Origin of the sequence: Yinghuangia seranimata (assembly GCF_029953285.1) — a bacterium.
In the GTDB taxonomy this organism is placed as follows: Bacteria; Actinomycetota; Actinomycetes; order Streptomycetales; family Streptomycetaceae; genus Yinghuangia; species Yinghuangia seranimata.
The window spans coordinates 56,883-80,878 of record NZ_JASAOI010000047.1 but is presented as its reverse complement, the minus strand read 5'-3'; the positions used below and the strand labels follow the sequence as shown (position 1 = coordinate 80,878).

The 23,996-nt window shown below is 71.7% G+C and carries 24 protein-coding genes and 1 tRNA gene; 18 read left to right on the top strand and 7 right to left on the bottom strand.

Annotation, left to right across the window (positions count from 1 at the left end; translation table 11 throughout):
- Positions 1-97: 97 nt before the first annotated feature.
- Positions 98-1,432: a M20/M25/M40 family metallo-hydrolase gene (locus QI554_RS28870; RefSeq protein WP_281473848.1), complete on the bottom strand. Its 1,335-nt coding sequence runs from the start codon at positions 1,430-1,432 to the stop codon at positions 98-100.
- A 173-nt stretch (positions 1,433-1,605) separates the two neighbouring features.
- On the opposite strand from QI554_RS28870, the gene QI554_RS28865 reads away from it, so the two are divergent.
- Positions 1,606-1,689 (top strand) — tRNA-Leu (locus QI554_RS28865).
- Positions 1,690-1,945: 256 nt separating this feature from the next.
- On the opposite strand, the gene QI554_RS28860 is transcribed toward QI554_RS28865, so the two are convergent.
- Positions 1,946-2,803: an aquaporin gene (locus QI554_RS28860; RefSeq protein ID WP_281473846.1), complete on the bottom strand. Its 858-nt coding sequence runs from the start codon at positions 2,801-2,803 to the stop codon at positions 1,946-1,948.
- Positions 2,804-3,048: 245 nt separating this feature from the next.
- On the opposite strand from QI554_RS28860, the gene QI554_RS28855 reads away from it, so the two are divergent.
- Entirely contained in the window at positions 3,049-4,752 is a 1,704-nt protein-coding gene (locus QI554_RS28855; RefSeq protein WP_281473845.1) for a serine/threonine-protein kinase, read from the top strand.
- Positions 4,753-4,900: 148 nt separating this feature from the next.
- On the opposite strand, the gene QI554_RS28850 is transcribed toward QI554_RS28855, so the two are convergent.
- The gene (locus tag QI554_RS28850) at positions 4,901-5,269 is read right to left on the bottom strand and encodes an ArsR/SmtB family transcription factor (RefSeq protein ID WP_281473843.1); all 369 of its coding nucleotides are present in this window, start codon (positions 5,267-5,269) and stop codon (positions 4,901-4,903) included.
- A 105-nt stretch (positions 5,270-5,374) separates the two neighbouring features.
- On the opposite strand from QI554_RS28850, the gene QI554_RS28845 reads away from it, so the two are divergent.
- The 5 genes from QI554_RS28845 to QI554_RS28825 all read left to right on the top strand — a co-directional run bounded on the left by QI554_RS28845 (position 5,375) and on the right by QI554_RS28825 (position 10,284).
- On the top strand, positions 5,375-6,916 hold the full coding sequence (locus QI554_RS28845) for an FAD-dependent oxidoreductase (protein WP_281473841.1): 1,542 nt from the start codon (positions 5,375-5,377) through the stop codon (positions 6,914-6,916).
- The gene (locus QI554_RS28840; protein WP_281473839.1) at positions 6,909-8,201 is read left to right on the top strand and encodes an MFS transporter; all 1,293 of its coding nucleotides are present in this window, start codon (positions 6,909-6,911) and stop codon (positions 8,199-8,201) included. Before QI554_RS28845 ends, QI554_RS28840 begins: the two co-directional genes overlap by 8 nt.
- 97 nt (positions 8,202-8,298) lie before the next feature.
- The gene (locus QI554_RS28835; RefSeq protein WP_281473836.1) at positions 8,299-8,733 is read left to right on the top strand and encodes a hypothetical protein; all 435 of its coding nucleotides are present in this window, start codon (positions 8,299-8,301) and stop codon (positions 8,731-8,733) included.
- Between the two features lie 115 nt (positions 8,734-8,848).
- The gene (locus tag QI554_RS28830; RefSeq protein WP_281473834.1) at positions 8,849-10,030 is read left to right on the top strand and encodes an urease accessory protein UreH domain-containing protein; all 1,182 of its coding nucleotides are present in this window, start codon (positions 8,849-8,851) and stop codon (positions 10,028-10,030) included.
- Positions 10,027-10,284 carry a heavy-metal-associated domain-containing protein gene (locus QI554_RS28825; RefSeq protein WP_281473832.1) on the top strand — a complete coding sequence of 86 codons (258 nt, stop codon included), beginning with the start codon at positions 10,027-10,029 and terminating at the stop codon, positions 10,282-10,284. Before QI554_RS28830 ends, QI554_RS28825 begins: the two co-directional genes overlap by 4 nt.
- Positions 10,285-10,418: 134 nt before the next feature.
- Here QI554_RS28825 and QI554_RS28820 read toward each other — a convergent pair whose 3' ends face one another.
- Positions 10,419-10,877, bottom strand: coding sequence for an ArsI/CadI family heavy metal resistance metalloenzyme (locus QI554_RS28820; protein ID WP_281473829.1), 459 nt, complete (start codon positions 10,875-10,877; stop codon positions 10,419-10,421).
- 139 nt (positions 10,878-11,016) lie between these two features.
- Here QI554_RS28820 and QI554_RS28815 point away from each other — a divergent pair, with 139 nt between their 5' ends.
- From QI554_RS28815 to QI554_RS28800, 4 genes are all read left to right on the top strand, one after another.
- Positions 11,017-11,376, top strand: coding sequence for an ArsR/SmtB family transcription factor (locus QI554_RS28815; protein ID WP_281473828.1), 360 nt, complete (start codon positions 11,017-11,019; stop codon positions 11,374-11,376).
- Positions 11,377-11,451: 75 nt separating this feature from the next.
- Positions 11,452-11,757: an ArsR/SmtB family transcription factor gene (locus tag QI554_RS28810; RefSeq protein WP_281473827.1), complete on the top strand. Its 306-nt coding sequence runs from the start codon at positions 11,452-11,454 to the stop codon at positions 11,755-11,757.
- A gap of 60 nt (positions 11,758-11,817) precedes the next feature.
- Positions 11,818-12,594, top strand: coding sequence for an aquaporin (locus QI554_RS28805; protein ID WP_281473826.1), 777 nt, complete (start codon positions 11,818-11,820; stop codon positions 12,592-12,594).
- Between the two features lie 84 nt (positions 12,595-12,678).
- Entirely contained in the window at positions 12,679-13,089 is a 411-nt protein-coding gene (locus QI554_RS28800) for an arsenate reductase ArsC (protein ID WP_281473824.1), read from the top strand.
- A 103-nt stretch (positions 13,090-13,192) separates the two neighbouring features.
- Here QI554_RS28800 and QI554_RS28795 read toward each other — a convergent pair whose 3' ends face one another.
- Entirely contained in the window at positions 13,193-13,867 is a 675-nt protein-coding gene (locus tag QI554_RS28795) for a class I SAM-dependent methyltransferase (protein WP_281473823.1), read from the bottom strand.
- Positions 13,868-14,042: 175 nt separating this feature from the next.
- Here QI554_RS28795 and QI554_RS28790 point away from each other — a divergent pair, with 175 nt between their 5' ends.
- The 7 genes from QI554_RS28790 (at position 14,043) to QI554_RS28760 (ending at position 18,765) form a co-directional block, all read left to right on the top strand.
- The gene (locus QI554_RS28790; RefSeq protein ID WP_281473822.1) at positions 14,043-14,378 is read left to right on the top strand and encodes an ArsR/SmtB family transcription factor; all 336 of its coding nucleotides are present in this window, start codon (positions 14,043-14,045) and stop codon (positions 14,376-14,378) included.
- Positions 14,378-15,091 carry a cation efflux transmembrane domain-containing protein gene (locus QI554_RS28785; protein ID WP_281473821.1) on the top strand — a complete coding sequence of 238 codons (714 nt, stop codon included), beginning with the start codon at positions 14,378-14,380 and terminating at the stop codon, positions 15,089-15,091. Before QI554_RS28790 ends, QI554_RS28785 begins: the two co-directional genes overlap by 1 nt.
- A gap of 185 nt (positions 15,092-15,276) precedes the next feature.
- Positions 15,277-15,672, top strand: a complete 396-nt coding sequence (locus QI554_RS28780) for an ArsR/SmtB family transcription factor (protein ID WP_281473820.1) — start codon at positions 15,277-15,279, stop codon at positions 15,670-15,672.
- Positions 15,656-16,555, top strand: a complete 900-nt coding sequence (locus QI554_RS28775) for an alpha/beta fold hydrolase (protein WP_281473818.1) — start codon at positions 15,656-15,658, stop codon at positions 16,553-16,555. Before QI554_RS28780 ends, QI554_RS28775 begins: the two co-directional genes overlap by 17 nt.
- 5 nt (positions 16,556-16,560) lie before the next feature.
- Positions 16,561-17,079, top strand: a complete 519-nt coding sequence (locus QI554_RS28770; RefSeq protein ID WP_281473816.1) for a DUF2306 domain-containing protein — start codon at positions 16,561-16,563, stop codon at positions 17,077-17,079.
- A gap of 136 nt (positions 17,080-17,215) precedes the next feature.
- Complete coding sequence (locus tag QI554_RS28765) at positions 17,216-17,533, top strand: DUF190 domain-containing protein (protein WP_425528074.1); 318 nt, start codon at positions 17,216-17,218, stop codon at positions 17,531-17,533.
- Positions 17,530-18,765 carry an MFS transporter gene (locus QI554_RS28760; protein WP_281473812.1) on the top strand — a complete coding sequence of 412 codons (1,236 nt, stop codon included), beginning with the start codon at positions 17,530-17,532 and terminating at the stop codon, positions 18,763-18,765. Before QI554_RS28765 ends, QI554_RS28760 begins: the two co-directional genes overlap by 4 nt.
- A gap of 111 nt (positions 18,766-18,876) precedes the next feature.
- Here QI554_RS28760 and QI554_RS28755 read toward each other — a convergent pair whose 3' ends face one another.
- Positions 18,877-21,714: a hypothetical protein gene (locus tag QI554_RS28755; protein ID WP_281473810.1), complete on the bottom strand. Its 2,838-nt coding sequence runs from the start codon at positions 21,712-21,714 to the stop codon at positions 18,877-18,879.
- Positions 21,715-22,005: 291 nt separating this feature from the next.
- The gene (locus QI554_RS28750; protein ID WP_281473809.1) at positions 22,006-23,937 is read right to left on the bottom strand and encodes a sialidase family protein; all 1,932 of its coding nucleotides are present in this window, start codon (positions 23,935-23,937) and stop codon (positions 22,006-22,008) included.
- Positions 23,938-23,996 lie beyond the last annotated feature (59 nt).

Genomic DNA, 23,996 nt, shown 5'->3' with positions numbered 1-23,996 from the left:
GGCCCGCTTGGGAGCCGCACAAGGGGAAACGACATCGGTTTGGCGAGGCTACGCACCCGGTCGGCGATTCACCTTTTAGGGTTGATCTTGCGGAGGGTCAGCAGGCGTCGATGAACCGGTCGAGCACGCGCACGCCGAACTTCAGGCCGTCCACCGGAACGCGCTCGTCGACGCCGTGGAACATGCCCGCGAAGTCCAGGTCCGCGGGCAGCTTCAGCGGCGCGAAACCGAAGCACCGGATGCCCAGGTCGGCGAACGACTTGGCGTCCGTCCCGCCCGAAAGGCAGTACGGTACGGCCCGCGCCGCCGGGTCCTCCGCCTTCAGCGCGGCCGCCATGGCCTCGACCAGGGCGCCGTCGAAGTCGGTCTCCAGCGCGCGGTCGCCGTGCACCCGCTCACGCCGGACACGCGGGCCCAGCACGGCGTCCAGCTGCTCGAAGAACTCGTCCTCGTAGCCCGGCAGGAACCGGCCGTCCACGTGCGCGGTCGCCTGGCCGGGAATCACGTTCACCTTGTAGCCGGAGCCGAGCATCGTCGGCTGCGCCGTGTTGCGCACCGTCGCGCCGATGATCCGGGCGATCGGCCCGAGCTTCTCGATCGCCGCCTCGGGGTCGTCCGGGTCCAGCTCGATCCCGAGCGCGTCCGAGACCTCCTCCAGGAACGCCCGCACCGACTTCGTCAGCCGCAGCGGGAACTGGTACTCCCCCAGCCGCGTGATCGCCCGCGACAACTCCACGATCGCGTTGTCCTTGTTGATCATCGACCCGTGGCCGGCCGTCCCGTCGACGACCAGCTTCATCCACTCCATGCCCTTCTCGGCCGTCTCGATGAGATACAGCCGCAGGTCGTCGTTCACCGTGAACGAGAACCCGCCCACCTCCCCGATCGCCTCGTTGCACCCCTCGAACAGCTCGGGCTTCTGGTCGACCAGGTACCGGGCGCCGTACGTGCCGCCGGCCTCCTCGTCCGCCAGGAACGCCAGCACCACGTCGCGCGGAGGCTTCCGCCCGGTCCGCAGCCGGTCCCGCATGACCGCGAGCACCATCGCGTCCATGTCCTTCATGTCGACCGCCCCGCGGCCCCACACGCAGCCGTCGGCGATCTCCCCGGAGAACGGGTCGTACGTCCAGTCGGCCGCGTTCGCCGGCACCACGTCCGTGTGCCCGTGGATCAGCAGCCCGGGCCGGCTCCGGTCCTCCCCCTCCACCCGCACCACGACACTGGCCCGCCCCTTGGCCGACTCGAAGATCTCCGGCTCCAGCCCCACCTCGGCCAGCTTCTCCGCGACGAACTCCGCCGCCCCGCGCTCCCCGGGCCCGCTCCCGTCCCCGAAGTTGCTCGTGTCGATCCGGATCAGGTCCCGGCAGAGCTCCGCGACCTCCGCCTCGCCGCCACCCACAGCACCCGTCCCCACGCCGGCACCCTCAGCCATCACGCCTCCTCGTCGTCCACACCTCTGCCCGCCCCATCCTGCACCCCGCCTACGTCCCCCACATGTCCCCGCCCACCCCGCCGCGCCCACCACACCCCCGGCCGGCCCACCCCCCGATCTTTGATACAGTTCTCCACGTCGGCACGGCCCCAAAGGCCACGCCCACACACCCGGTCCGGGTGGCGGAATAGGCAGACGCGCTAGCTTGAGGTGCTAGTGCCCGCAAGGGCATGGGGGTTCAAGTCCCCCCTCGGACACTTTCACTACGCACATAGACGGTGATGGTCGAGTTTCGACCATCACCGTTCGCGTTTTGTGGTCGTAGCGCAGGCGCAGCCCCAGCAGCTCATAAACCTCGTGCTTTGCGGCCGAGTCGCCCCTCTTCAGGATTCCAGGCAGCCCGCCGAGGGATTCAACGAGTGTGCGGATCTCGTTCCGGTCCATCAGTCCCTGGCCGGTCACACGGTCGGTGAGCTGGGCGAGCTGGACCTGGGACGGCCTGTCCTGGACAGGTCAGGCGCGCCGATCTGTCGGGCGGCCGAAGAGGAGGGCCGCCAGGGCGAGGCCGACCGCGCCGCCGAGGCACTGGGCGGCTATGAATCCCGGGACCGATGCCGGTTCTATGCCGGTGAAGGTGTCGCTGAAGGAACGCCCGACGGTCACCGCGGGGTTGGCGAACGAGGCGGACGAGGTGAACCAGATCGCGGCACCGACGTACGCGGCGACGGCGACCGGCGCGAACCGCAGGCGGCCCGTCCGGGCGAGGCCGGACACCAGCAACACCAGCCCCGCTGTGGCGACGACTTCGCCGAGCAGGAGGTGTCCGGCGGACCGGTCCTGGGTGGACCACTCGACGAGGGCGCGGTCGAACATCGCGTCGGCGAGCACCGCGCCGCAGATCGCGCCCGCGGTTTGGGCGGCGACGTATGAGGCGACCTCCCGGGCGGTGGCGCCCGCTGCTCGGTGCCGGGCGGTCCACCACTCGGCGAGCGTGACCACGGGGTTGAAGTGCGCCCCGGAGACCGGTCCGAGCAGCAGGATCAGCACACCGAGCCCGAGAACCGTCGCGAGGACGTTGGCGAGGAGCTGGACCCCGACGTCGGACGACAGAGTGGTGGCCTGGATGCCGGAGCCGACCACGACCGCGACGAGGGCCGCCGTCCCGACGAACTCCCCGGCCGCGCGCCGCGCGAGGGGTATGGAGGGTGCCGGCGGGGCGGCCTGCTGATCCGCCGGTTCGGGCGGCGTCGCGGGCGTCGCCGCGCTGCGCGGTGGCTCCTGGACGTCGCCGCGCCGCGCACGGGGCGACGGTACGCGGAGCGGCAGCACCGTGGTGGCGGCGTCCGGAAGCGGCGGCGGCTGGTTCGGCATGTGCCGATGCTGGCATCGGCGGTGGTCCGGGGAACATTGGCCATACCGACAAATGCCGTACCGGCAAACCGCCCTTCGGCTGGAGGTAGGCGCATGCCTTCGCGCCACGGTCCGGCCCGAACGGGCCCGACCGCCGGTCCAGGCCGTCGCCTGTACTCCCCGCCGACCGACGCCTACGCGGCAGGATAGGGGCGCTCGTCCGCAGTCCGGGGTGGAGCGGGCGTTCGAGTACGGGGGTTGCAGACGTGCGGGTGCTGGCGGATCGGTACGAGCTCGTGCGGTTCCTGGGCCGCGGCGGCATGGGCGAGGTCTGGGAGGGGCGGGACCGCGTTCTGAAGCGGCGGGTGGCGGTCAAGCTGCTGCCGAGCCGGAACGGGGACACGTCCGGGGCCGACCTGTTCTTCCGCGAGGCCCGCACGGCCGGGGCGCTCAACCACCCCGGGGTGGTGACCGTGCACGACCTCGGCCGCGATCCGGCGGACGGATCGCTGTTCCTGGTGATGGAGTTCGTTGAGGGCCGCGACCTGGCCACCGTGCTGCGTGACGACGGGCCGCCTCCGGTGAAGGACGCCGTGCGGTGGGCCGCCGAGGCGGCCGCGGCGCTGGTCCGCGCTCACACGGCCGGGATCGTCCACCGGGACCTGAAGCCGGCGAACCTGATGCTCACCGGCGACGGGACCGTCAAGATCCTGGACTTCGGCATCGCCCGGTTCATGGAGGCCACCGACCGGTCCAGCAGGGTGCTGGGCACCGTCGCGTACATGCCGCCGGAGCGCTTCGACGAGCAGCCTGGAGACGCCCGCTCGGACCTGTACTCGCTCGGCTGCGTGCTCCACGAACTCCTCACCGGCAGGGTCCCGTTCGAGGCCACGGGGATGGTCTCGATGATGAACGCCCACCTGCGCAAGGCACCGACCCGGCCGGGCGAGCAGCGGCCGGGCGTCCCTGCCGACCTCGACGCGCTGGTCTTGGCCTTGCTGGCCAAGGAGCCGAAGGACAGGCCGTCCACCGCGGACGAGGTACGGACCCGTCTGCGTGCCATCACCGTCCCCGGCGTGCCTCCGCCGATCGACCCACTGCCGGGGAGCCATGCCGCGCCACCCGACGTTCCCCTGCGGCTGGTCGACACGGAACCGAACCCGCGGATCCCACCGGGCGACTGGGACAAGCCCACCGAACCGCGACCGCACCCCCCGATCCGCCCCAAAGGCCGCCGACTCCCCTGGATCGCCGCCGGCGGCGTGGCGGTGTGCGCCGGGCTGATCGCGGCGGTGCTGACCCTGACCGGGGGCGACGATTCGGGCGGTCGCGGCACGGGGGCGGCGAAGTCCCCGGCCGACGGCGGAACCCCTCGGTCGGTGCCGCGCACCTTCAACACGGCCGCCCTGGACGACGCCGCTGTCGACCCGGCGCCGCTGACCGGCGCGGCGCTGCTTCCGAAGACGGTCACGAACCAGCTGGGAGCGGTCTTCACGCTCGCCTCGAGCGACGTCCAGCAGACGTGCTCCATGCCGTCGATGAGCCGCGAAGTCTCGGAGCAGCTGACCGCCCCCGCCTGCACCAGGGCTCTGACCGCGCTGTACACGGGCCCGGGTGCCCGAGGCGATGCCTCGCCGATCCTCGCATCGGTCCAGATCTTCCCGTTCGCGAACAGCCGGCAGTCCGAGAACACCGGGAACGAGCTGAACCAGATCGTCCACCACCCGCATGCGAGCGGAACCTCGTCGTTCGGGATGGCCTGTCCGGCGTCGGGCCCGGCGGCCGACCTGTGCCGGCAGGCGCAGGGCGCGGACGTGAACAGCTACATCAGCGTCCAACAGCGGTACGTCATCGTCGTGACGGCGATGTACGCGGACGGCAGGACCCAGGTCGACAACTGGACCTCCGCTACGCCCAGCGCCATCGCCGACGCCTGCGGACCGGCCTACTACATCGCGACGCAGAAGTAGCCGAAAGATCAATCGGCCCTCGTCAGGCGGCTCTGGTGTCCTGAGTCTTTGATTGGCCGAAGAAGTAGGCCGCCCTCATGGCGCGTATGGGACGACCGACAGTCGAAATGGCGCAAGCGGTTCGCGGCCGACCCGTGCGCGCCTGTTGTCAGTCGCAGGCGCCGTCGGCGGTGCGGCAGGCGTCGAGGCCCTCCGGGCTGGAGGAGGCCAGGGTGGCGAGCAGGCGCATGGGGGTGACGAGGGCGTCGCAGCACAGGGCGTAGACGTTGGCGCGGCCGCGCGGGGTGACGGTGACCAGGCCCTGGTCGCGGAGCGGGGCGAGGTGGTGGCTGACGAGGGTCTGGCCCATGCCCGTGGCGTCGGTCAGCTCGCGGACGGTGTGGGGGCGTTCGGCGAGCAGGAGGACCAGGGTGAGCCGGTTCTCGTCGCCGAGCGCCTTGAGCAGCGGGGCGAGGGCCGCGGCGCGGGTGGCGGCGGTCTCGGGCTCCAGGAGGTGGATGTCCAGCGTCTGCGTCATAACCACCATTGTGCCACAGCACCTGTTGGCATCAACAGCGATTGCTGTTTATAGTCGTGGTCGTTGTCAGGACCCGTTTCCCGTGGACGACCGAGGAGTCATGCCATGAGCACTGCCCAGGACCAGGCTGCGGCCGAGCTGCCGGTCGTCGTGATCGGCGCCGGCCCGATCGGGCTGGCCGCCGCGGCCCACCTCGTCGAGCGCGGCTTGGAGCCGCTCGTGCTGGAGGCGGGTGACAGCGTCGGCGCGGCGATCCAGGAGTGGGGCCACGTGCGGCTGTTCTCGCCGTGGGAGTTCGACACCGACGCCGCGGCCCGCCGCCTGCTGGAGCCGACCGGGTGGACCGCCCCGCCGGCGGAGGTGCTGCCGACCGGCGCGGAGTTGGTCCGCGACTACCTCGCTCCGCTGGCCGCCACCGCGCAACTCGCTCCCAGGATTCGTACCAACACGCGCGCGGTCGCCGTGTCGCGGCGCGGCATCGACAAGACCCGCACCATCGGACGCGAGGACCACCCGCTGTTCGTGCGCACCATCGACGGCGAGGGTTTCGTGCGCGACATCGAGGCCCGGGCGATCATCGACGCGTCGGGGACGTGGGGCCGGGCGAACCCGCTGGGCGACTCCGGGCTGGCGGCGGTCGGCGAGGCGGACGCGGCGCCGTACCTGACCGGCGCCCTGCCGGACGTGCTCGGCCGCGACCGCGCCCGGTTCGCCGGCAAGCACGCGCTCGTGGTCGGCATGGGGCACTCCGCGGCGAACACGCTGCTGTCGCTGGTCGAGCTCGCCGAGGCCGAGCCGGGCACCCGCGTCACCTGGGCGGTGCGTGGCGCGTCGGTCGCGCGCTTGTACGGGGGCGGGGACGCGGACGGGCTGCCCGCTCGCGGCGCGCTCGGCTCGCGGGTCAAGCAGGCCGTGCAGGCGGGCGTGATCACCCTGGTCCGCAGCTTCACCATCACCAAGTTCGAGGTCCCCGACGGTGCTTCGGACCCGGTCGAGGTCGTCGGCAGCACTCCCGACGGTACGCAGCGCATCGCCGCGGACGTCGTCGTCGCGGCGACCGGCTTCCGCCCGGATCTGGACATGCTGCGCGAGGTGCGCCTGGAGATCGACGCCAGCACCGAGGCGCCGGTCAAGCTCGCGCCCATGATCGACCCGAACTTCCACAGCTGCGGCACCGTGCCGCCGCACGGCGAAAACGAACTCGCGCACCCCGAAAAGGACTTCTATATCGCGGGAATGAAGAGCTACGGACGTGCGCCGACGTTCCTGATGGCCACCGGCTACGAGCAGGTCCGCTCGATCGTCGCCGCGATCGCCGGCGACCGCGAAGCCGCGGACAACGTCGAACTGGAACTGCCGGAGACCGGTGTGTGCTCGACGAACCTGCCCGGCGAGGACGAGGCGGGCGGCTGTGGCAGCTCGTGTGGCACCACTGCGGAGCCTGTCGCCGTGCAGCCGGTCGCGGTGTCGTCGTGCGGTAGCGGCGCGGAGGCTGGCCCATCCTCGTGCGGCACGGCCGACGCGCCCGTCGCCGAGGCGGGCTCCTGCTGCGGTTCCTCCGCCCCGGAGCCCGTCAAGATCGGCGTCGGTTTCGCCACCGGCCTGCCGAACGGCCTTGCGGGCGCCATCGAACGCGGCGATGCCTGACCGCGACCCGGCCGAGGCGATAGAGCGCGCGGGCGTCGATGTCGACGCCCCGCCCGCTCTTCCCGCCCCGGCAGCCGAAGCCGTGGCCGATGACCTTCATCGGCCACGGCTGCGCGCCGTCCTGATCGCGCTGTGCATCACCGAGATCACCAGCTGGGGCATCCTCTACTACGCGTTCCCGGTCCTCGCGGGTGCCATCAAGGACGACACCGGGTGGTCCAGCTCGGCATCCACCGCCGCGTTCTCCGTGGCCTTGGTCGTCTCCGGGATCGTCGGCATCCCCGTGGGCCGCCTGCTGGACCGGCGCGGCCCGCACCTGCTGATGACCGCCGGATCCACCGTCGCGGTCGGCGCCGTCCTGACGGTGGCATGGGCACCGAACCTGCTCTGGTTCACGGCCGCGTGGGTGCTGGCAGGCGTCGCGATGTCCGCGGTCCTCTACCAACCCGCGTTCGCCGCGCTGACCCGCTGGTACGGGCCACAGCACCTGGCCGCGCTCACGACCGTCACCCTCGTCGCCGGGCTGGCCAGCACGGTCTTCGCGCCGATCACCGTCGCGCTGTCGCACTGGCTGTCCTGGCGCGGCGTGTACGTCGTCCTGGCCGGCGTGCTCGCCGTCGTCACCATCCCTCTGCACGCGATCGTGCTGCGCCGCCCCTGGCCACCCGCTCCCGTGTCCGTGCACCACGCCGAAGTGCCAGGCGACGTCAAGTCGGTCGTCCGCAGCCGGCCGTTCGTGATCCTGGTCGTCGCGATGGCGCTCGGCTCGTTCGGCATGTACGCAGGCCTGGTCAACCTCGTCCCGCTGTTCACCGAACGCGGCTCCAGCACCACCGTCGCGGCCTGGGCGCTCGGGCTCGGCGGCGCCGGCCAGGTCCTCGGACGCCTCGGCTACGCCGCCCTCACCCGCCGCGCCGGAGTCCTCGCCCGGACGGTCGGGATCCTGGGCGCGACGGCCGCGGCGACCGCGCTACTCGCGTTCGTCCCCGGCCCGATCTGGCTGCTTGTGGTCATCTCCGTCATCGCGGGAACCGCGCGCGGCGTGGCGACGCTGCTCAGCGCGACCGCGATCACCGAGCGGTGGGGCGCGGCGTCCTATGGGACGTTGTCGGGCATCCTGTCGGCGCCCGCCATGGCCGCGTCCGCGCTCGCGCCGTGGGCGGGAGCGGCGCTGGCGGGCCCGCTGGGCGGGTACGCGCACATGTTCGCGTTGCTCGCGGCCCTCGGGTGCGCCGCCGCGCTGCTGGCGTTCGGCACGATCCCACGAGGAGCCAAGACCGCATGACCCACCGCCCGCACCGCCACGACGTCGCGGTCGTCGGCGCCGGCCAGGCCGGGCCGGCCCCCAGCCGGGCCGCGGCGCCTGGCCTAGCATGACGCGGGTGACGCGACGGGAGCTGCACCAACACCGGGCCTGGGCCCTGGTGCTGATGGTGTGTGCGCTCGTTGCGTGCGTGTCCGGGCTCGCCCGGCCCTCGATGGCCGGATCCATGCCGATGGCGATGCCGGACACGCGGACGGACCTGCGCTCCGCCGAGTCCCATGCATCCGTGGTTCAGGTGCCGACTGGCGCCCCGGCTGCGATGGAAGGGATGGGCGCCGCGTCAGCGGACCGCGGGGCGGAGCACTGCCCCATGGTCGACAAGCAGTGCGAGGTCCGCGCGACCGCGCTGGTGCACGGCGCCGGCGTCGCCTCTGCCGTGTCCACGCGCCCGTCGGGCGCGGCGTGTTCGGCCGACTTGCCGCGTCCGCAGGCGAATGCGCCGCCGGCGACACCGCCTCCCGACCTGCACCGGTTGTGCGTGTCGAGGACGTGAGGAACCGCCGCTCGCGCGGCTGAACGCCGCGCGGGCTGCCGCCGTTCCCACATCCACCTCGGCACACTCTCGATTGCGTGTGTGCCGTCGCTCCCTGAAGAGGAGTTCTCGACGCATGCCGTCGTCTATTGCTCTGCTCGTCACCGGTGTCAGCACCGGTCTGCTTGCCGGCGGCGCCTCGTGCGCGGTCGTGCAGGGCGGTCTGCTGGCCGGGGCGGTGACTCGCCGCGATTCCGGGCCGGCCGCCGCCGCGGCCGAGTCCGCCTCCGTTGCGTCGCCCCGGCCGCCTTCCGGGGCTACCGCCGCCCGCGAGGAATCCCGGCATCTCGCGCCGGTCGGCGCCTTCCTGACCGGAAAGCTCGTGTCCCACACCGCGCTCGGCGCGCTGCTGGGGGTGTTCGGCGCCGCGCTGCAGCCCACGCCGCGCACCCAGGCGCTGCTGATGCTCGGCGCCGCCGCGCTGATGGTGCTGTTCGCGCTCGACCTGTTCGGCGTCAAGGCCGTCGGGCGCCTGGTGCCGAGGCCGCCCGCCGCGTTCGGGCGGCTGGCGCGGCGCAGCGGCAGGTCCGCGTCGGCGTCCGCCCCGATGGTGGCCCCGGCCGTGGTGGGGCTCGTCACGGTGCTGGTGCCGTGCGGGGTGACGCTGTCGGTGGAGCTGATCGCGATGACCACCGGCTCACCGGTCGCGGGGGCCGCGGTGATGGCGGGCTTCGTGCTCGGAACCGCCCCGCTGTTCGCCGTCCTCGGCTATCTCTTCCGCCGGTCCAGTCGCGCGCTGTCGGGACGGCTCGGCATCGCCACCGGCGTGGTCGTGCTGGCGATCGCGGTGTGGACCGTCCGATCCGGGCTCCAAGCGGGCGGCTGGGCCACCTTCTCCGACCCCGGCACCCCGGTGGCCGCCGCGCCTCCACGTCCGGCAGGCCCGGTCTCGCCCATGGGCACCGAGCCGCCCGAAAGCACCCCTACGCCTGAGGAGTCCGAGCCGGATCCGGCCACGGCCGCGGTGCACATCGACGCTACGGGACGGCAGATCCTCACCCTCACCGTGACCGACGGCTACCACCCGCGGGCCTTCCTCGCCACCGCAGGGATGCCGACCACCTTGCTGCACGGCGACGACTCCGGGGGCTGCGCACGGGCGTTCACCATCCCCTCCCGCGGCATCCAGGAGATCGTGAAGCGCAACGGCGACACCCCCGTCGACCTCGGCACACCCAAGCCCGGCACGCTCAAGTTCTCCTGCTCGATGGGCATGGCCACCGGCCAGATCACCTTCAAGGAAGGAACCGCCCCGTGACGTGGTTGCGCCGCAACAAGCCCGCGGAGACCGGCCCGCAGACCGTGCTCCTGGTCGACGGCACGCACTGCTCAAGCTGCGGCCTGCTCATCGACGACGAACTCGAGGACGTCCCCGGGGTCCGCTCGGCCAGCACCGACGTCCGCACCGGCCGGACGGTCGTCCGCTTCGCGACCGACCCCGTCAACCCCGAACTCCTCGTCGCCGCCGTCGAACGCGCCGGCTACCGGGCCACGACCGCCGACTCGCCATGACCTGACAGCGCGTCAGGTATCAGCATCGTGAACCGACCGCACGACCGGCGTCGGTGACAGCGACCGGCCCGCTTGCGGGAAAACCGAGGGCCCGCGACGAGTACGTCGCGGGCCTTTCCGTCGGTGCGGCGGGATCAGCAGCAGCCACCAGCCGCGGGCTGGAGTTCGAGCGCCTCGGCCCCGGCCGGGAGGCAGCAGGCGCTTCCTTCGTCGCGCGGGAGCTGCTCGGCGTCGGCCTTGACGACGTAGACCTCCCACGGCTCGGCGCCGGGGCCGTGGACCCAGACCTTGTCCTGGACGGCGTAGCAACAGGTGGTGTCGTTCTCCTCGACCGTCGCGAGCCCGGCGTCGGCGAGGCGGGTGGTCGCGGCGGAGACCTGCTCGGTGGTGTCGACCTCGACGCCGAGGTGGTCCATCACCGTCGGCTCGCCCTCCGCGCCCTGGATCAGGACGAGCTTCAGCGGCGGCTCGGCGATGGCGAAGTTCGCGTAACCGTCGCGGAGCTTGGCCGGCTCGGCGCCGAACAGCTTGGTGTAGAACGCGATCGAGGCGTCGAGGTCGGCGACGCGGAGCGCGAGCTGGACACGGGACATGATGCGACCTCCTGGAGGTACGGCCCGTTCTCGGATTCGGGCCGTGGCGGAACGCGCCGTAGGCGCCGGTCATCTTGTTTCGACATCTGTCGATATCTCGAAGCTTGCCCCCGGAATCGACGGCTGTCAATATTGATGCATGTCGAATCTGCGAGAGCTTCCGATACTCGAGACCGCCGCCACGGCGCCGTGCTGCGCGCCGCTGGCCCGCGAGCCGCTGACCGTGCCCGACGCGGAGCGGCTTGCGGTGATGTTCAAGGCGCTCGGCGATCCGGTGCGCCTGCGGCTCTTCTCGATGGTGGCCTCGCACGAGGGCGGCGAGGCGTGCGTGTGCGACATCCAGGACGTCGGCGTCTCCCAGCCGACGGTCAGCCATCATCTGAAGAAGCTGCGCGAGGCCGGCCTCGTCACTTCGGAGCGGCGCGGCACCTGGGTCTTCTACAAGGTCGTTCCGGAGGTCACGGCGTCGCTCGCGGGACTGCTGGGACAAGAGGGGTGACGGGCGGGACGCGTCGCCAAGAGTTCACCGTTTGTTGGCTGGCATCAGTCGCGGCTGATCTGTGAGCATCAGCCCATGCTGACGTCAGCCAAGACTGATCTGATCAAAGTGCTGGCCGATCCGATGCGCCTGCAGATCGTCCAGCTGCTGGCCGTCGAGACCTTGTGCACCACGCACCTGGTCGAGATGACCGGCGCCAAGCAGACGAACCTGTCCAACCACCTCAAGGTGCTGCGCGACGCGGGGGTCGTGGAGACCGAGCCGTGCGGACGCTTCAAGTACTACCGGCTGTGCCCGGACGTGCTTGAGTCCGTCGCCGAGTCGTTCGCCGAGCTGGCCGCCACCGCGCGCGCCAACGCGGACAACAAGCGCGCCTGCTGACCAGCCACGCCCCCACCACAACCTGATCGTGTCCGACCTGCCCGGTTCCCAGGAGTCCCGTTGACCGCCACCAAGCAGCCCGCCGACAACGCGGAGCCCGCCATAGCCGCCGAGCCGCAGCCCGCGCCCGGGGCGACGCCGCCGCGCGTCCCCCTCGCCCGGCGGGCCGCGGCGGAGTTCCTCGGCACGGCGGCACTCGTGGCGGTGGTTGTCGGCTCCGGCATCCAGGCCACCGAGCTGTCCAAGGACGTCGGCGTCCAGCTGCTCGCGAACTCCCTCGCCACCGTCTTCGGCCTCGGCGTGCTGATCCTGCTGCTCGGGCCGGTCTCCGGCGCGCACTTCAACCCGGTGGTCACGCTCGCCGAGTGGTGGACCAAGCGCCACGGCGAGGGCGGGGTCACCGCGCGCGAGCTCGCCGCGTACCTGCCCGCCCAGGTCGCGGGCGCGATCGGCGGCGCGATCCTCGCGGACGCCATGTTCGACAAGCAGCTCGTCGACTGGTCCACCCACGACCGCTCCGCCGGGCACCTGCTGATCGGCGAAGTCGTCGCCACGGCGGGCCTGGTGCTGCTGATCTTCGGGCTCGCCCGCACCGACCGACTCCAGTACGCGGCCGTCGCCGTCGCCTCCTACATCGGCGCGGCCTACTGGTTCACCTCCTCCACCTCGTTCGCGAACCCCGCCGTCACGATCGGCCGCGCCTTCACCGACACCTTCGCCGGCATCGAACCCGCCTCGTTGCCGGGGTTCATCGCCGCGCAGCTGATCGGCGGCGCCGTCGGACTGGCGCTGGTGGCGGTGGTCTTCGGACGGCACAGACGGGACGGGAAGCCGTGATGGGCTCCGTCGCCGACCCGGTCCTCGAACGGCTGTGACCATCCCACCGTCCGACCCCTTGCACCACACCCCGGAAGGAACCCCATGTCCGACAAGCCCTCCGTGCTGTTCGTCTGCGTCCACAACGCGGGCCGCTCCCAGATGGCCGCGGGGTTCCTCCGCCACCTCGGCGGCGGCAGGGTCGAGGTCCGCTCCGCCGGCTCGATCCCGGGCGACCAGGTCAACCCCGTCGCGGTCGAGGCGATGAAGGAGGTCGGCATCGACATCGCCGACCAGCAGCCCAAGGTCCTCACCACCGAGGCCGTCCAGGCGTCGGACGTCGTCATCACCATGGGCTGCGGCGACGCCTGCCCGATCTTCCCCGGCAAGCGCTACCTCGACTGGGCGCTCGACGACCCGGCCGGCCAAGGCATCGACGCCGTGCGCCCGATCCGCGACGAGATCGAGAAGCGCATCAAGGGCCTGCTCGCCGAACTCCTGCCCGGTAACGCCTGAACCGGTCCTCCCTTCCCTTGGTGGGGAATCAGCGCGAGCGGGTCCGGCCGGACGGTGAGGCCGGAACCCGGAAGGCGTCCGCGCGTGTGCGTCGCCGACCGGGTCAGGCGTCGTCCGCGGGCAGGGTCTGGGTGATCCGCCACAGGCGGCGGGGCAGGTCGCCTTCCTCGAAGGGGTGGACCTCGTCGAGGCGCCATCCGGCGGCGAGGTCGTCGACGAGGCGGCGGGGGAAGAAGTGCACGGCGAATCCGCCGTGCTCGTAGATGTCGTCGCCGTGGGCGATGCCGGTGCCGTGGTGCGCGTCGCCGGTGTGGCGGACGGTGTAGACGAACACCCCACCCGGACGCAGCACGCGGCGCACCTCGCCGACGACAGCGTGGAGCTGCTGGGTGGACAGGGCCATGCACAGCAGCATGTGCGCGAACACCGCATCCACGCTTGCGTCCGCGAGCGGCAGCGGGTCGCGTACGTCGTGGACGCTCGCGGTGACTCGCTCGTCGACGCCCTGGGCCCGGGCGGCGTCGCGGAGCTGGTCCAGGCCGGTGGCGCTGAAGTCGGTGGCGTGCACGGTGAACCCTTCGCGGGCGAGGAACAGCGCGTCGCGGCCGTGTCCGGCGCCGAGTTCGAGGACGTCGCGCGCGCCTGCGGCGCGGAACACCGTCGCGGCGTGCACGGCGGGGGCGGAGGGCTGCTCGCCGTACATGCCCGGGTGGGCGGTGTAGGTGTCCTGCCAGTGCGCGCGCTGCGCTTCGGCGAGGTCCCCGTCGTGCTCGGTCACCGCTGCGCTCCCTCTGTTCGGCCGCCGTGCCTCGTCGCCGGGTGTCGTCGGCAAGCCTAGGACCGGGGCGGCGGCGGCCTGCGCAGGCAGCCACCGGAGCGGCGCGGACGGCTTACTCCATGGAACCCGATAGTTCACGGTTCCTTGAATTCATTCATACGTGTACTCTCGTGGGATGCTGCATCCCGCTGCCGACATCGACGTGCTGACCCGGTTCGGCCGGGCGCTGGCCGACCCGATCCGCTGCCGCATCCTCCTCGCACTCCGCGAGGCGCCGGCACACCCGTCCGACCTGGCCGACACCCTCGGCATCTCGCGCACCCGCCTGTCGAACCACCTGGCGTGCCTGCGCGACTGCGGCCTGGTCGTCGCCGTGCCGGTCGGCCGGCGCAGCCGCTACGAACTGGCGGACGCCCGCCTCGGCGTCGCGCTGGACACCCTGCGCGCCACCGTCCTGGCGGTCGAGGCGGACCCGTCCTGCCCCGACGCCGAGACCCAGGGCTGCTGCTGATGGCCACCCCGATATCCCTCTCGCCGGGCCCAAGTCCGGCCCGCCGCGAGGCACTCGCCCGCCGCATACGGCTGCTGGTCGCCGCCACGATCGCGTACAACGTCGTCGAAGCCGTCGTCGCGCTGACCGCCGGCACTGTCGCGTCCTCGACCGCGCTGGTCGGCTTCGGCCTGGACTCGGTCATCGAGGTGTCCTCCGCCGCGGCGGTCGCCTGGCAGTTCTCCGCCCGCGACCACACCCTGCGCGAAGCCCGCGAGCAGCGCACCCTGCGCATCATCGCCGTCTCGTTCTTCGTCCTCGCCGTCTACGTCACCGCCGACGCCGCGCGCACCCTGGCCGGGGACGGGGAAGCGGACCGGTCGATCACCGGGATCGTCCTCGCCGCGCTGTCGCTCGCCGTCATGCCGTTCCTGTCCGCCGCACAGCGCAGGGCCGGACGTGAGATCGGGTCCGCGAGCGCGGTGGCCGACTCCAAGCAGACGCTGCTGTGCACCTACCTCTCCGCCGTCCTCCTGGTCGGCCTGGTCCTCAACGCGACCCTCGGCTGGACCTGGGCCGACCCGCTCGCCGCCCTGGTCATCGCCGCGATCGCGGTCAAGGAAGGCATCAACGCCTGGCGCGGCGAAGGCTGCTGCGCGCCTGCGGCCACGGGCGCGGCCGCCACGGCAGGCGACGCCGGGTGCGGGTGCGGGGCAGGCTGCTCCTGCTGCTGACCGGTCCCGGGCGGTCCCGGGCGGTCCCGCCGGCCGAACGGCCGGCGGTGCGCCATGGCGTCCCGTCCGTTCGAGGCACCCGAGGGTCGACCGCCGGCCTCGGCGGCATGCCCAGTCCGCCGACTGATCGTTGTAGATCCGCCAGGCTCCTGGCTAGTTACACAATATCGTGTAATAGTTGGTCCATGGCTTCGAAGACCGTGTCCTGTACGCCCGCGGGGGTCTCGACGGCCCTGGAGGGCAAGCCCGCCCTGGCCGACCGTCCGCTGATCAACTCCGCGCAGGCCACCGATCTGGTGGGGCTGTTCAAGGTGTTGGCGAACGACACCCGGCTGCGGCTGCTGCACGCGCTGCACCGCGGCGGCGAGGTGCCGGTGGGCGAGCTGGCCGAGCAGGTCGGAATGCGCCCGCAGGCGGTCTCCAACCAGCTCCAACGGCTCGCCGACCGGGGCATCGTCGCCACCCGCCGGGACGGCAACCGGATCTTCTACTCGATCGCGGACCCGTGCGTCCCCAGCGTGCTCGACCTGGCACTGTGCCTCATCGAGGAGACGGAGGCAGGCGGTGACAACCCGACCTGAGCTCGACCAAGGGCCGCCCCTGACGCAGAGGTTCGCGCAGCTCGGCGAAACCCGCGTCGCCTACCTCGACACTGGCACCGGCCCGCCGCTCGTACTGCTGCACGGCTGCCCGTTCTCCTCGTTCGTCTGGCGCGGCGTGGTCGCCGAACTCGCCGACCAGTTCCGGTGCATCGCCCCCGACCTCCTCGGCCTCGGTGACACTGAGACCCCCGCCGACGCCGACTGGACGCTGCCCGCCCAAGCGCACACGGTGCTCGCACTCCTCGACCACCTCGGCCTGGACCGGGTTGCGCTGGTCGGCCACGACCACGGGGGCGCCGTCGCCCAGCTCGTCGCCACACAGCAGCCCGCCCGGCTCACGGCCGTCGTGCTGGCCGACGCCGAGGCGTACGACAACTGGCCCTCCGCCGAGGAACGGCCGTTCGTGCGCGCCACGCAACTGCCCGTCGCGGGCAGGCTCGTGCTGTGGGCCTGGTCCCGCCGCACCTTGTTCCGGTGGGCGCTCGGCTCCGGGCAGGCCGTGTACGACCGCGCGGTACTGACCGACGAACTCGTCGACGGCTACATCGCCGCCAACCTGGCCGACCCGCACCGCCGCGCCAAGACCCGGCGGTTCCTCGCCACCCAACTCGACCCCGGCAACCAGGCCCACACCCAGGCCGCAGCCGACGCCCTACCGCATGTGCGCCTGCCGGCACTGATCCTGTGGGGCGAACGCGACGTGCACTTCGGCCCGGAGTGGGGCAGGCGGCTGCACGCGGACATCCCTGGTTCCCGCCTCGAGATCCTGCCCGACACCGGGCACCTGCTCATGGAGGAGCGGCCCGCCGAAGTCGCCGCGCTGATCGCCGCCTTCGTCCACGCAACCGCAGCGCGGGGGTGAGACCCGTGCTCGGGATCGTCATCGTCGTCCACATCACCGCCGGCGCGACCGCCGTCCTGTGCGGCGCCGCCGCGATGCTCGCCCCCAAACGCGCCGGCCGACACCCGCACCTCGGCCGGGCGTACCTCACGGCCCTGGGCGTCGTCTTCGCCACCGCGGTCGCCATCGTCGCCGCCCGGCCGCACACCGCCTACCTGCTCATCCTCGGCACGATCGCGCTGACCGCGGCAACCGCCGGCTTCCTCGCACGCCGTCGGCACCGACCGGGGTGGCTGCGCCGGCACATCGCCGGCATGGCCTTTTCGTACACCGCGCTGCTCACCGCGTTCTACGTCGACAACGGCCCGCGCCTGCCACTGTGGCGGCTCCTACCGCCGCTCGCGTTCTGGTTCCTGCCCGCCGCCGTGGCCGTCCCGCTGCTCCTGCGCGCGGTGCGCCGGCACACCATGCGGCGACCGCAGCAGGCACCCCCGCACACCGCTCGGCCGCCAACGGCCCCTACGCGTGATTTCGGCGCACCCTGAAATACAGGAGTGCCACACCACGTAGGAGGCAGCGCTCATGCAGGGTCCCGACCCCTCGGTCCGTACGGCCGCAGAGCCCGTCGATCCCGACGTCGACCTGCACATTCCCGCGCAGCGCAGGGAAGCCGTGCGCGCGATGATCTCCGTGGACGAGACCGACACCTGGCACCGCAAGAGCGTCGCGGTGGACGTCGTGCACCGCGCGCACGCCGCCGGGCCGGCCGGGGCGACGATGTTCCGCGGCATCGAAGGCTTCGGTACCCCCGGCCTCGTCCACACCGCGAGGTTCCTGTCCCTGAGCGACGAACTCCCGATCGTCATCGTCGACGAACCCGAGCGGCTGCGCGCCGAGGGAGGCGGCCGCGTGTTCGCGGGCGCCGACGTCACCGGCAGCGTGTTCGCCGGACTCGGCGCCGCCCCCCTCGGCCTGTCGGTCGGGTTGGTTGCCGGATGACCCAGCCCTCACAGACCCCCGCCGCCCTTGGTCGCCCCCGGCTTGGCGCCTGGCGGTTCGTCGTCACCTTCGGCGTTCTCAGCCTCCTGGCCGACTTCGTCTACGAAGGGGCCCGCGCCGTCACCGGCCCCCTCCTCGCCCACCTGGGCGCGTCCGCCACCGTGATCGGCGTGGTCACCGGCGTCGGCGAGGCCGCGGCCCTCGGCCTGCGGCTGGTCTCCGGGCCGCTCGCCGACCGCACCGGACGGTTCTGGACGCTCACCGTCGCCGGGTACGCCCTCACCGTCGTCACCGTGCCTCTGCTCGGCGTCGCCTCCGTGCTGTGGGTCGCCTGCGCGCTCGTCATCGCCGAACGGATCGGCAAGGCCGTCCGGTCCCCGGCCAAGGACACCCTGCTCTCCCACGCGACCGCCGTCACCGGCCGTGGACGCGGCTTCGCCGTCCACGAAGCCCTCGACCAGATCGGCGCGGTCATCGGCCCGCTCACCGTCGCCGCCGTGCTGGCCGCGACCGGCAGCTACACGCCCGCGCTCCTTATGCTCGCCCTGCCCGGCACCGCCGTCCTGGCGCTGCTCGCATGGCTCGCGCTCCGCGTCCCCGAGCCGGCCGCGTACGAGGACCACCCGGTGCCGGAGGCCGCATCCCAGCCGCAGCCCGACGCCGAAGTACGGGCCCTGCCGCGGGCGTTCTGGACCTACGCCGCCTTCACCGCGGCCACCACCGCAGGGTTCGCCACCTTCGGTGTGCTCGCCTTCCACCTCGTCCAGCGCCACCTGCTGTCCGCCTCCGCCATCGCGGTCCTGTACGCGGCGGCGATGGCCGTCGACGCGGTCGCCGCCCTCGCCAGCGGCTGGGCATACGACCGGTGGGGCGCGCGCGTGCTCGCCGTACTCCCGTTCCTGGGCGTCGGCGTGGCGGTGTTCGCGTACACGAATACCCTCGTCCTGGTCATCGTCGGCGCGCTGGTGTGGGGCGCCGCAACCGGCATCCAGGAATCCACTCTCCGCGCCACGGTCGCCGACCTGGTCCCGCCGCCGCGCCGCGCCACCGCTTACGGTGTCTTCGCCGCCGTCGTGGGGGTGGCGACCGCCGCAGCGGGCGCGCTCGCCGGAGCCCTGTACACCGTCTCCATCCCGGCGCTGATCACCACGACCATCGCCATCCAAGTGCTCGCCCTGGCATTCCTCGCCGTGATGCGTCGTCCGGCTGGACCGAGCCCGGGAAGCTCGTAACCTCGCGCATACGCGCCGCCGGCGGGGTCGGGTCGCCCCCAACCCCGCCGGCGTGCAGGAGCTCAATGCCCCCGGGCGATGTGCCGTGGCACAGCCCCTGGGCGGTGTGACTCAGGTCAGCGTGACATCGTCGACCTTGGTGTAGGTGGCGTCGCCGGTGTAGTTGTCATCGTGGCTGCTCACCGTGAGCGTGTACGAATGCCCCGCCGTGATCGAGGCGTTGACCGGGGTCCAGCCGGAGCTGGCGACACACGTCTTCGCCAGGACCGTCGTGGTCGTCCCGGTGGTGTTGTCCTTCAACGTGGCCGTCGCCCAGTCGTAGGTCACGGTGTCCGGGCACGTCACGTTGTAGTAGAAGGACAGGGTCGCGGTGCCGACGGGCGCCGTGAAGGTCTGCGCGACCGACGAGTCGCCGTTGGTCGGCGACGTCGACCCGATCAGCGCGGCGTAAGTCCCGCCGTGCGCACCGCTGTTGCTCACGCCGGTCGCCGGGCCGGTCCCCGTCCAGCCGGACAGGCTGCCGGTCTCGAAGCCGCCGTTCGTGACACCGCCGCCGGTGACCGTCGACAGCGCGACGTCGTCGACCTTGGTGTAGGTGGCGTCGCCGGCGTAGTTGTCGTCGTGGCTGGACACGGTGAGCGTGTACGAGTGCCCGGCGACGACCGAGGCGGTGACCGGCTTCCACCCGGAACTGGCCACGCAGGTCTTGGCCAGCGGGGTGGTGGTCGTGCCGGTGGTGTTGTCCTTCAGCGTGGCGGTCGCCCAGTCGTAGGTCACGGTGTCCGGGCACGTCACGTTGTAGTAGAAGGTCAGCGTGTTGTTGCCGGTGGGCACGGTGAAGGTCTGGGCGATCGACGAGTCGCCGTTGGTCGGCGACGTCGACCCGATCAGCGCGGCGTAAGTCCCGCCGTGCGCACCGCTGTTGCTCACACCGGTCGCCGGGCCGGTCCCCGTCCAGCCGGACAGGTTCCCGGTCTCGAAGTCGCCGTTGGTGATGCCTCCGCCGCCGGTTCCGGTGACGGTCAGCCCGAAGGTGGCCGTGTGGGTCGCGGACGCCCCGGTGCCGGTGACGGTCACCGTGTACGCGCCCGGCGGGGTGGACGCCGAGGTGCTGACGGTCATCGTGGACGAGCCGCCCGCCGTGACCGAGGCCGGGCTGAACGACGCGGTCGCGCCGGCCGGCAGGCCGGACGCCGACAGGTTGACGGTCTGCGCGCTACCGGCGGTCACCGCCGTCGACACGGTGCTCGTCGCCGGCGAACCGGCGGTGACACTGGCCGACGTCGGGCTGAGCGTCATCGAGAAGTCGTTGGTGCTCGTCACGCAGCCCGGCAGGGTGAACGACGAGATGCGGGTGCGCCAGTTGAAGTTGCCGTTGGTGGGGATGTACTCGTCGGTGTACCAGAAGGTGCAGTCGTCCGCGGGGTCGATCGCCATCGAGGTGTAGTCGCCCCAGCGGCTGTACGACGTCTGCGATCCGCCGCCGGTCACCGCGGTCGTCTCGCCCTGCGTCATGGTGCCCGGCGAGTCCCCGGCCAGTCGCCCGGTGAACCGGATCGACGGGTTGGTGCTGCTGGACGACTGCGAGTAACCCAACGCGATGTTGCCGGCCTTGTCCTGCGCGATGGAGCCCATCCAGCGGAACGTGGAGTCCGGGGCGTAAGTGCCCTGCTGGAACACGGACGGGGAACCGTCCGAAGCCAGCCGCAACTCGTACCAGCGTGCGCCGACCGAACTTCCGGCCGTGACCGAGTTGTTGACCACGACCGATTCGTGGTCGCCGTAGTTGCGGTACGCCAGCCGGTACATCACCCGGTCGGACAGCGAGTCGAGTTGCTGTGTGGTGCCGCCCTGCGGGATGCACGTGCCGCTGGTTCCGCACGCGGTGGTGTACGCGGCGACGGTCAGGGCCGTCGGGCCGGTCCAGGTGGAGTTCGCCGGGGTCGCCCAGTCGACGTGGAACTTCCAGTAGGCCAGCGTCGTGGCGGTCGTCCCCAGGGAGACGAAGAGCGCCGGCCGGCCGGCCGGAGGAGCGGTGGAGCCGTCCAGGTCGGAGCCCAGCAGGCCGCCGTACGACGAGGACGTCGTGAAGCACTGCTGCGTGGCGGTGGTGCCGGCCAGCATGTTCGCCCGGTTCATCGCGCAGACTTCCGCGTTGATGAAGGTTCCGGACGGCGTGAACATGTTGTAGCTGGTGTAGTACGCGTCCGGCCACACCGAAAGCTTCGGGTAGTCGGGGAAGTTGGTGAACTGGAACGAGTAGCGGTTGTAGCTCCCGGTCGCGTCGGCGCTGGTCGAGACGGCCACGCACTCGTAGTACGGGCCGGAGCTCGAGGTCACGTTGGCGAACTGCTGGATCACCCAGCGGTTCGCCAGGGTGTCCCAACGCACGGTCGCGTCGCCGTCGTTGGCGGTCTGGCACGAGCCGCCGAATCCGGACCACAGGGTGCTGGTGTTGGTCGGCGCGAGCAGCGTGGCGCCCGTCTTCGAGTACACCGCGTACGCGGTGTTGACGACCTCGACGATCTGCGTGGACCCGACGGAGGCGTTCGGGTCCGGCGGCACGCCGGAGATCGAGTAGTTGCCCGAGCCGATGCCCTCGAACCCGAGCCCGACGGCCGGGGCGCCCGCGCCGCCGACCTCGTGCTGCACGACCGGGTCCGGGATCCGTGCGGGCGGCGGGTGGGGCAGCCGGTCCTCGTCGTCGTCGTGGTCGCGACCCTTGTGCTTGCCCGGATTGGAGTCGGGCGTGGCCCGCATGTTGCGGAGCGGGGGCGAGGTGTCGTGGTGCACTTCGGCACCCGAGTCGGCCGCCTGCTGAACCACCGTGTCGGCGGCGGCACTCGGCGCGGCCGAAGCCGTGGGGACGCCGAGCCAGAAGGCGGGGACGGTTGCGAGCATCGCCGCGAGCGCGGCGAACCGGCCAGGCCGGGATATGGAGCGTGACACTGAACATCCTTTCGGCATCCGGGGATCACCCGGGAGGCAGGGGAGAAGGACGTTCGCGCATGGTGCACGCGTGTTCGCAATTGGTGAGTGTGGCCCTGGTGTTGGCCGCGGACAAGAGGTCGTGCGGTGAGACGGTCGGGTGTGCGCGAAGATTTACGCAGAACTGACGTTCATACGCACGCTCTTGGGTCGCGGTGGCCGGCGGCCCGGCGGCACACTCGCCGCCGGACCACCGTCATGTCGCGCAGCAGGTAGCCGGCCCGTGGGCATCACGGGTCGTCAGTTCGCCGGTCAGCGGCCGGGGATGTCGACGCCGTTCGTGAAGATCTCCTCGTCGTTGGCCACCGGGGCGTTCGGCGCCGAACCGGTGCACACCTTCGGCGGATTGCCCGGCGTCCCGGTGCCCGGGCAGAGGAACCGGTCGACGGTGCGCGTGTCCGACCAGACGGGGTACGCGGTGTCGTTGGTGACCGCGAGGCCCGCGTAGTCGCCGTAGAACGTTCCGCTGAACTGCGTGGGCGGAGGCATGCTGCTGCTGGTCGCGCGCGTGTCCGAGAACCGGGTCAGGTCGCGCCCGGACGCCGCCGAGACGGTGATGTCGGAGTAGCCGGTGGTGGCGTCGTCCCCGTACTGGCGGTCGTAGTAGCTGACGACGAGCGTGCCGCGCGGGGTGAACGCGGCGCCCTGCCAGAACTGGTCGCTGCGGCCCTGGCCGCCGGCTCCGACCGACGGCAGCCGGCGCACATCGGTGTTCGTGCCGGCGAAGCTGCGTCCGCCGTCCGTCGACACCGACATGACGATGTCGTTGTTGCAGCCGCCGTTCTTGACGCCGTCGTACAGGTTGATCCCGGTGGTCGCGGAGAACCCGGCCGGGGTGCAGCCGTTCGCCTCGTTGGAGTTGCGGTTGACGTAGGAGCCGTACGTCACGACCACGCGCGACGGGTCACGCGGGTCGGCGGCCGCTGCGGGCGCGTTGCCGGCACGGAAGATCGAGTTGGTCGACGTGCCCTTCTCCGGCAGGCAGGCCCGTCCCGCGTCGGCGCCCTGGTAGGTCAGGCAGTCGGGCAGGTCGTAGTAGTCGCCGACCTTGACCGGGTCCGAGAACGTCGCGCCGCCGTCGGTCGAGCGCGCGAGCATGACCTGGTTGCGGTTGTCGTTGCCGGTCACCGTGTTGTTGAAGTTGTTGTAGACCACGTACAGCATGCCGTCGGCGCCGACGAACGGCTGCGAATCCTGGTTCTCGTTGCACTTGCCCTGCGGCGTGGGCAGCCCGAAGGTGTTGGTGCACGCGGCGCTGTCGCGGCTGACCAGCACCGGCGCGCTGAAAGTCTGGCCGTAGTCGGCGGAGTACGCCTCGTAGATGTAGCCGGTGCCGTCGGCCGCAAAGGTCGTCCACGACACGTACACGCGGTCGGCGAACCGGCTGCGCGCGTTGTTGTCGACGGCCATCAGCTGCTTGTCGAGCAGCGCCCCGCCGGTGCCGGGCAGGTCCGGGATCTCGGCCACGGGGTGCCCCGTGAAGTTCCAGGACGCGCCCGCGGTGCCGGTGGACCGGTAGATGTAGAACGCGCTGGAGGCGTCCGGATTCCCGGACGTCGCGCCGCCGCGGTTGAACATCTGGCACGACAGGTACGCGTTGCCCTTGGAGTCGTACGCGACCGATGTGTCGCCGCCGCTCTGCCAGTACTCGCGGGCGTTGCCACCGAAGCCGCCGCCCCGGGTGAAGCCGTTGGGCGTCGTCGAGTCGGCCCAAGTACGGCCGCCGTCAAGGGAGTACGAGACGCCGCACGTCCCGTCGCCGCGCCGGTAGTCGTTGTAGCTGGCGATCAGGTGCCGTGGATCGTTGGGGTCGACGGCCGTCCAGGTCTCGTTCTGCGCTTGACCCCGGCCTTGCAGATCGCTGTCGGACACGTTGAGGCAGTTCTGGTTGACCTTGACGTTGTCCGCGAGCCGAGACGAACACCCGTTGCCTGACGGCCGGTACGGCTCGGCCGCATTGCCCGCCGCGAACGGCGCGGCGGCGCGGGCCTTGCCGGCGTCGTCGTCGCCGTTGAGGATCGACGTTGCCAGGCCGGATAAGTGCCGCTGCTGAACGGGGTTCAAGGACTTGTAGGTGAAGGGCTGCGCCTGCGCTGACCCTCCGCCGAGGACGGTCAGCGACGCCGCGACTGCCGCGGTCGCCGCCCCGGCGGCGATGGCCGCCCGGATACGAGCCGACTTCATACGCGATCTCCCCGAGTATCGGTGTGCACTGATGGAACGCGTGCGATCGGGAGGAGCAG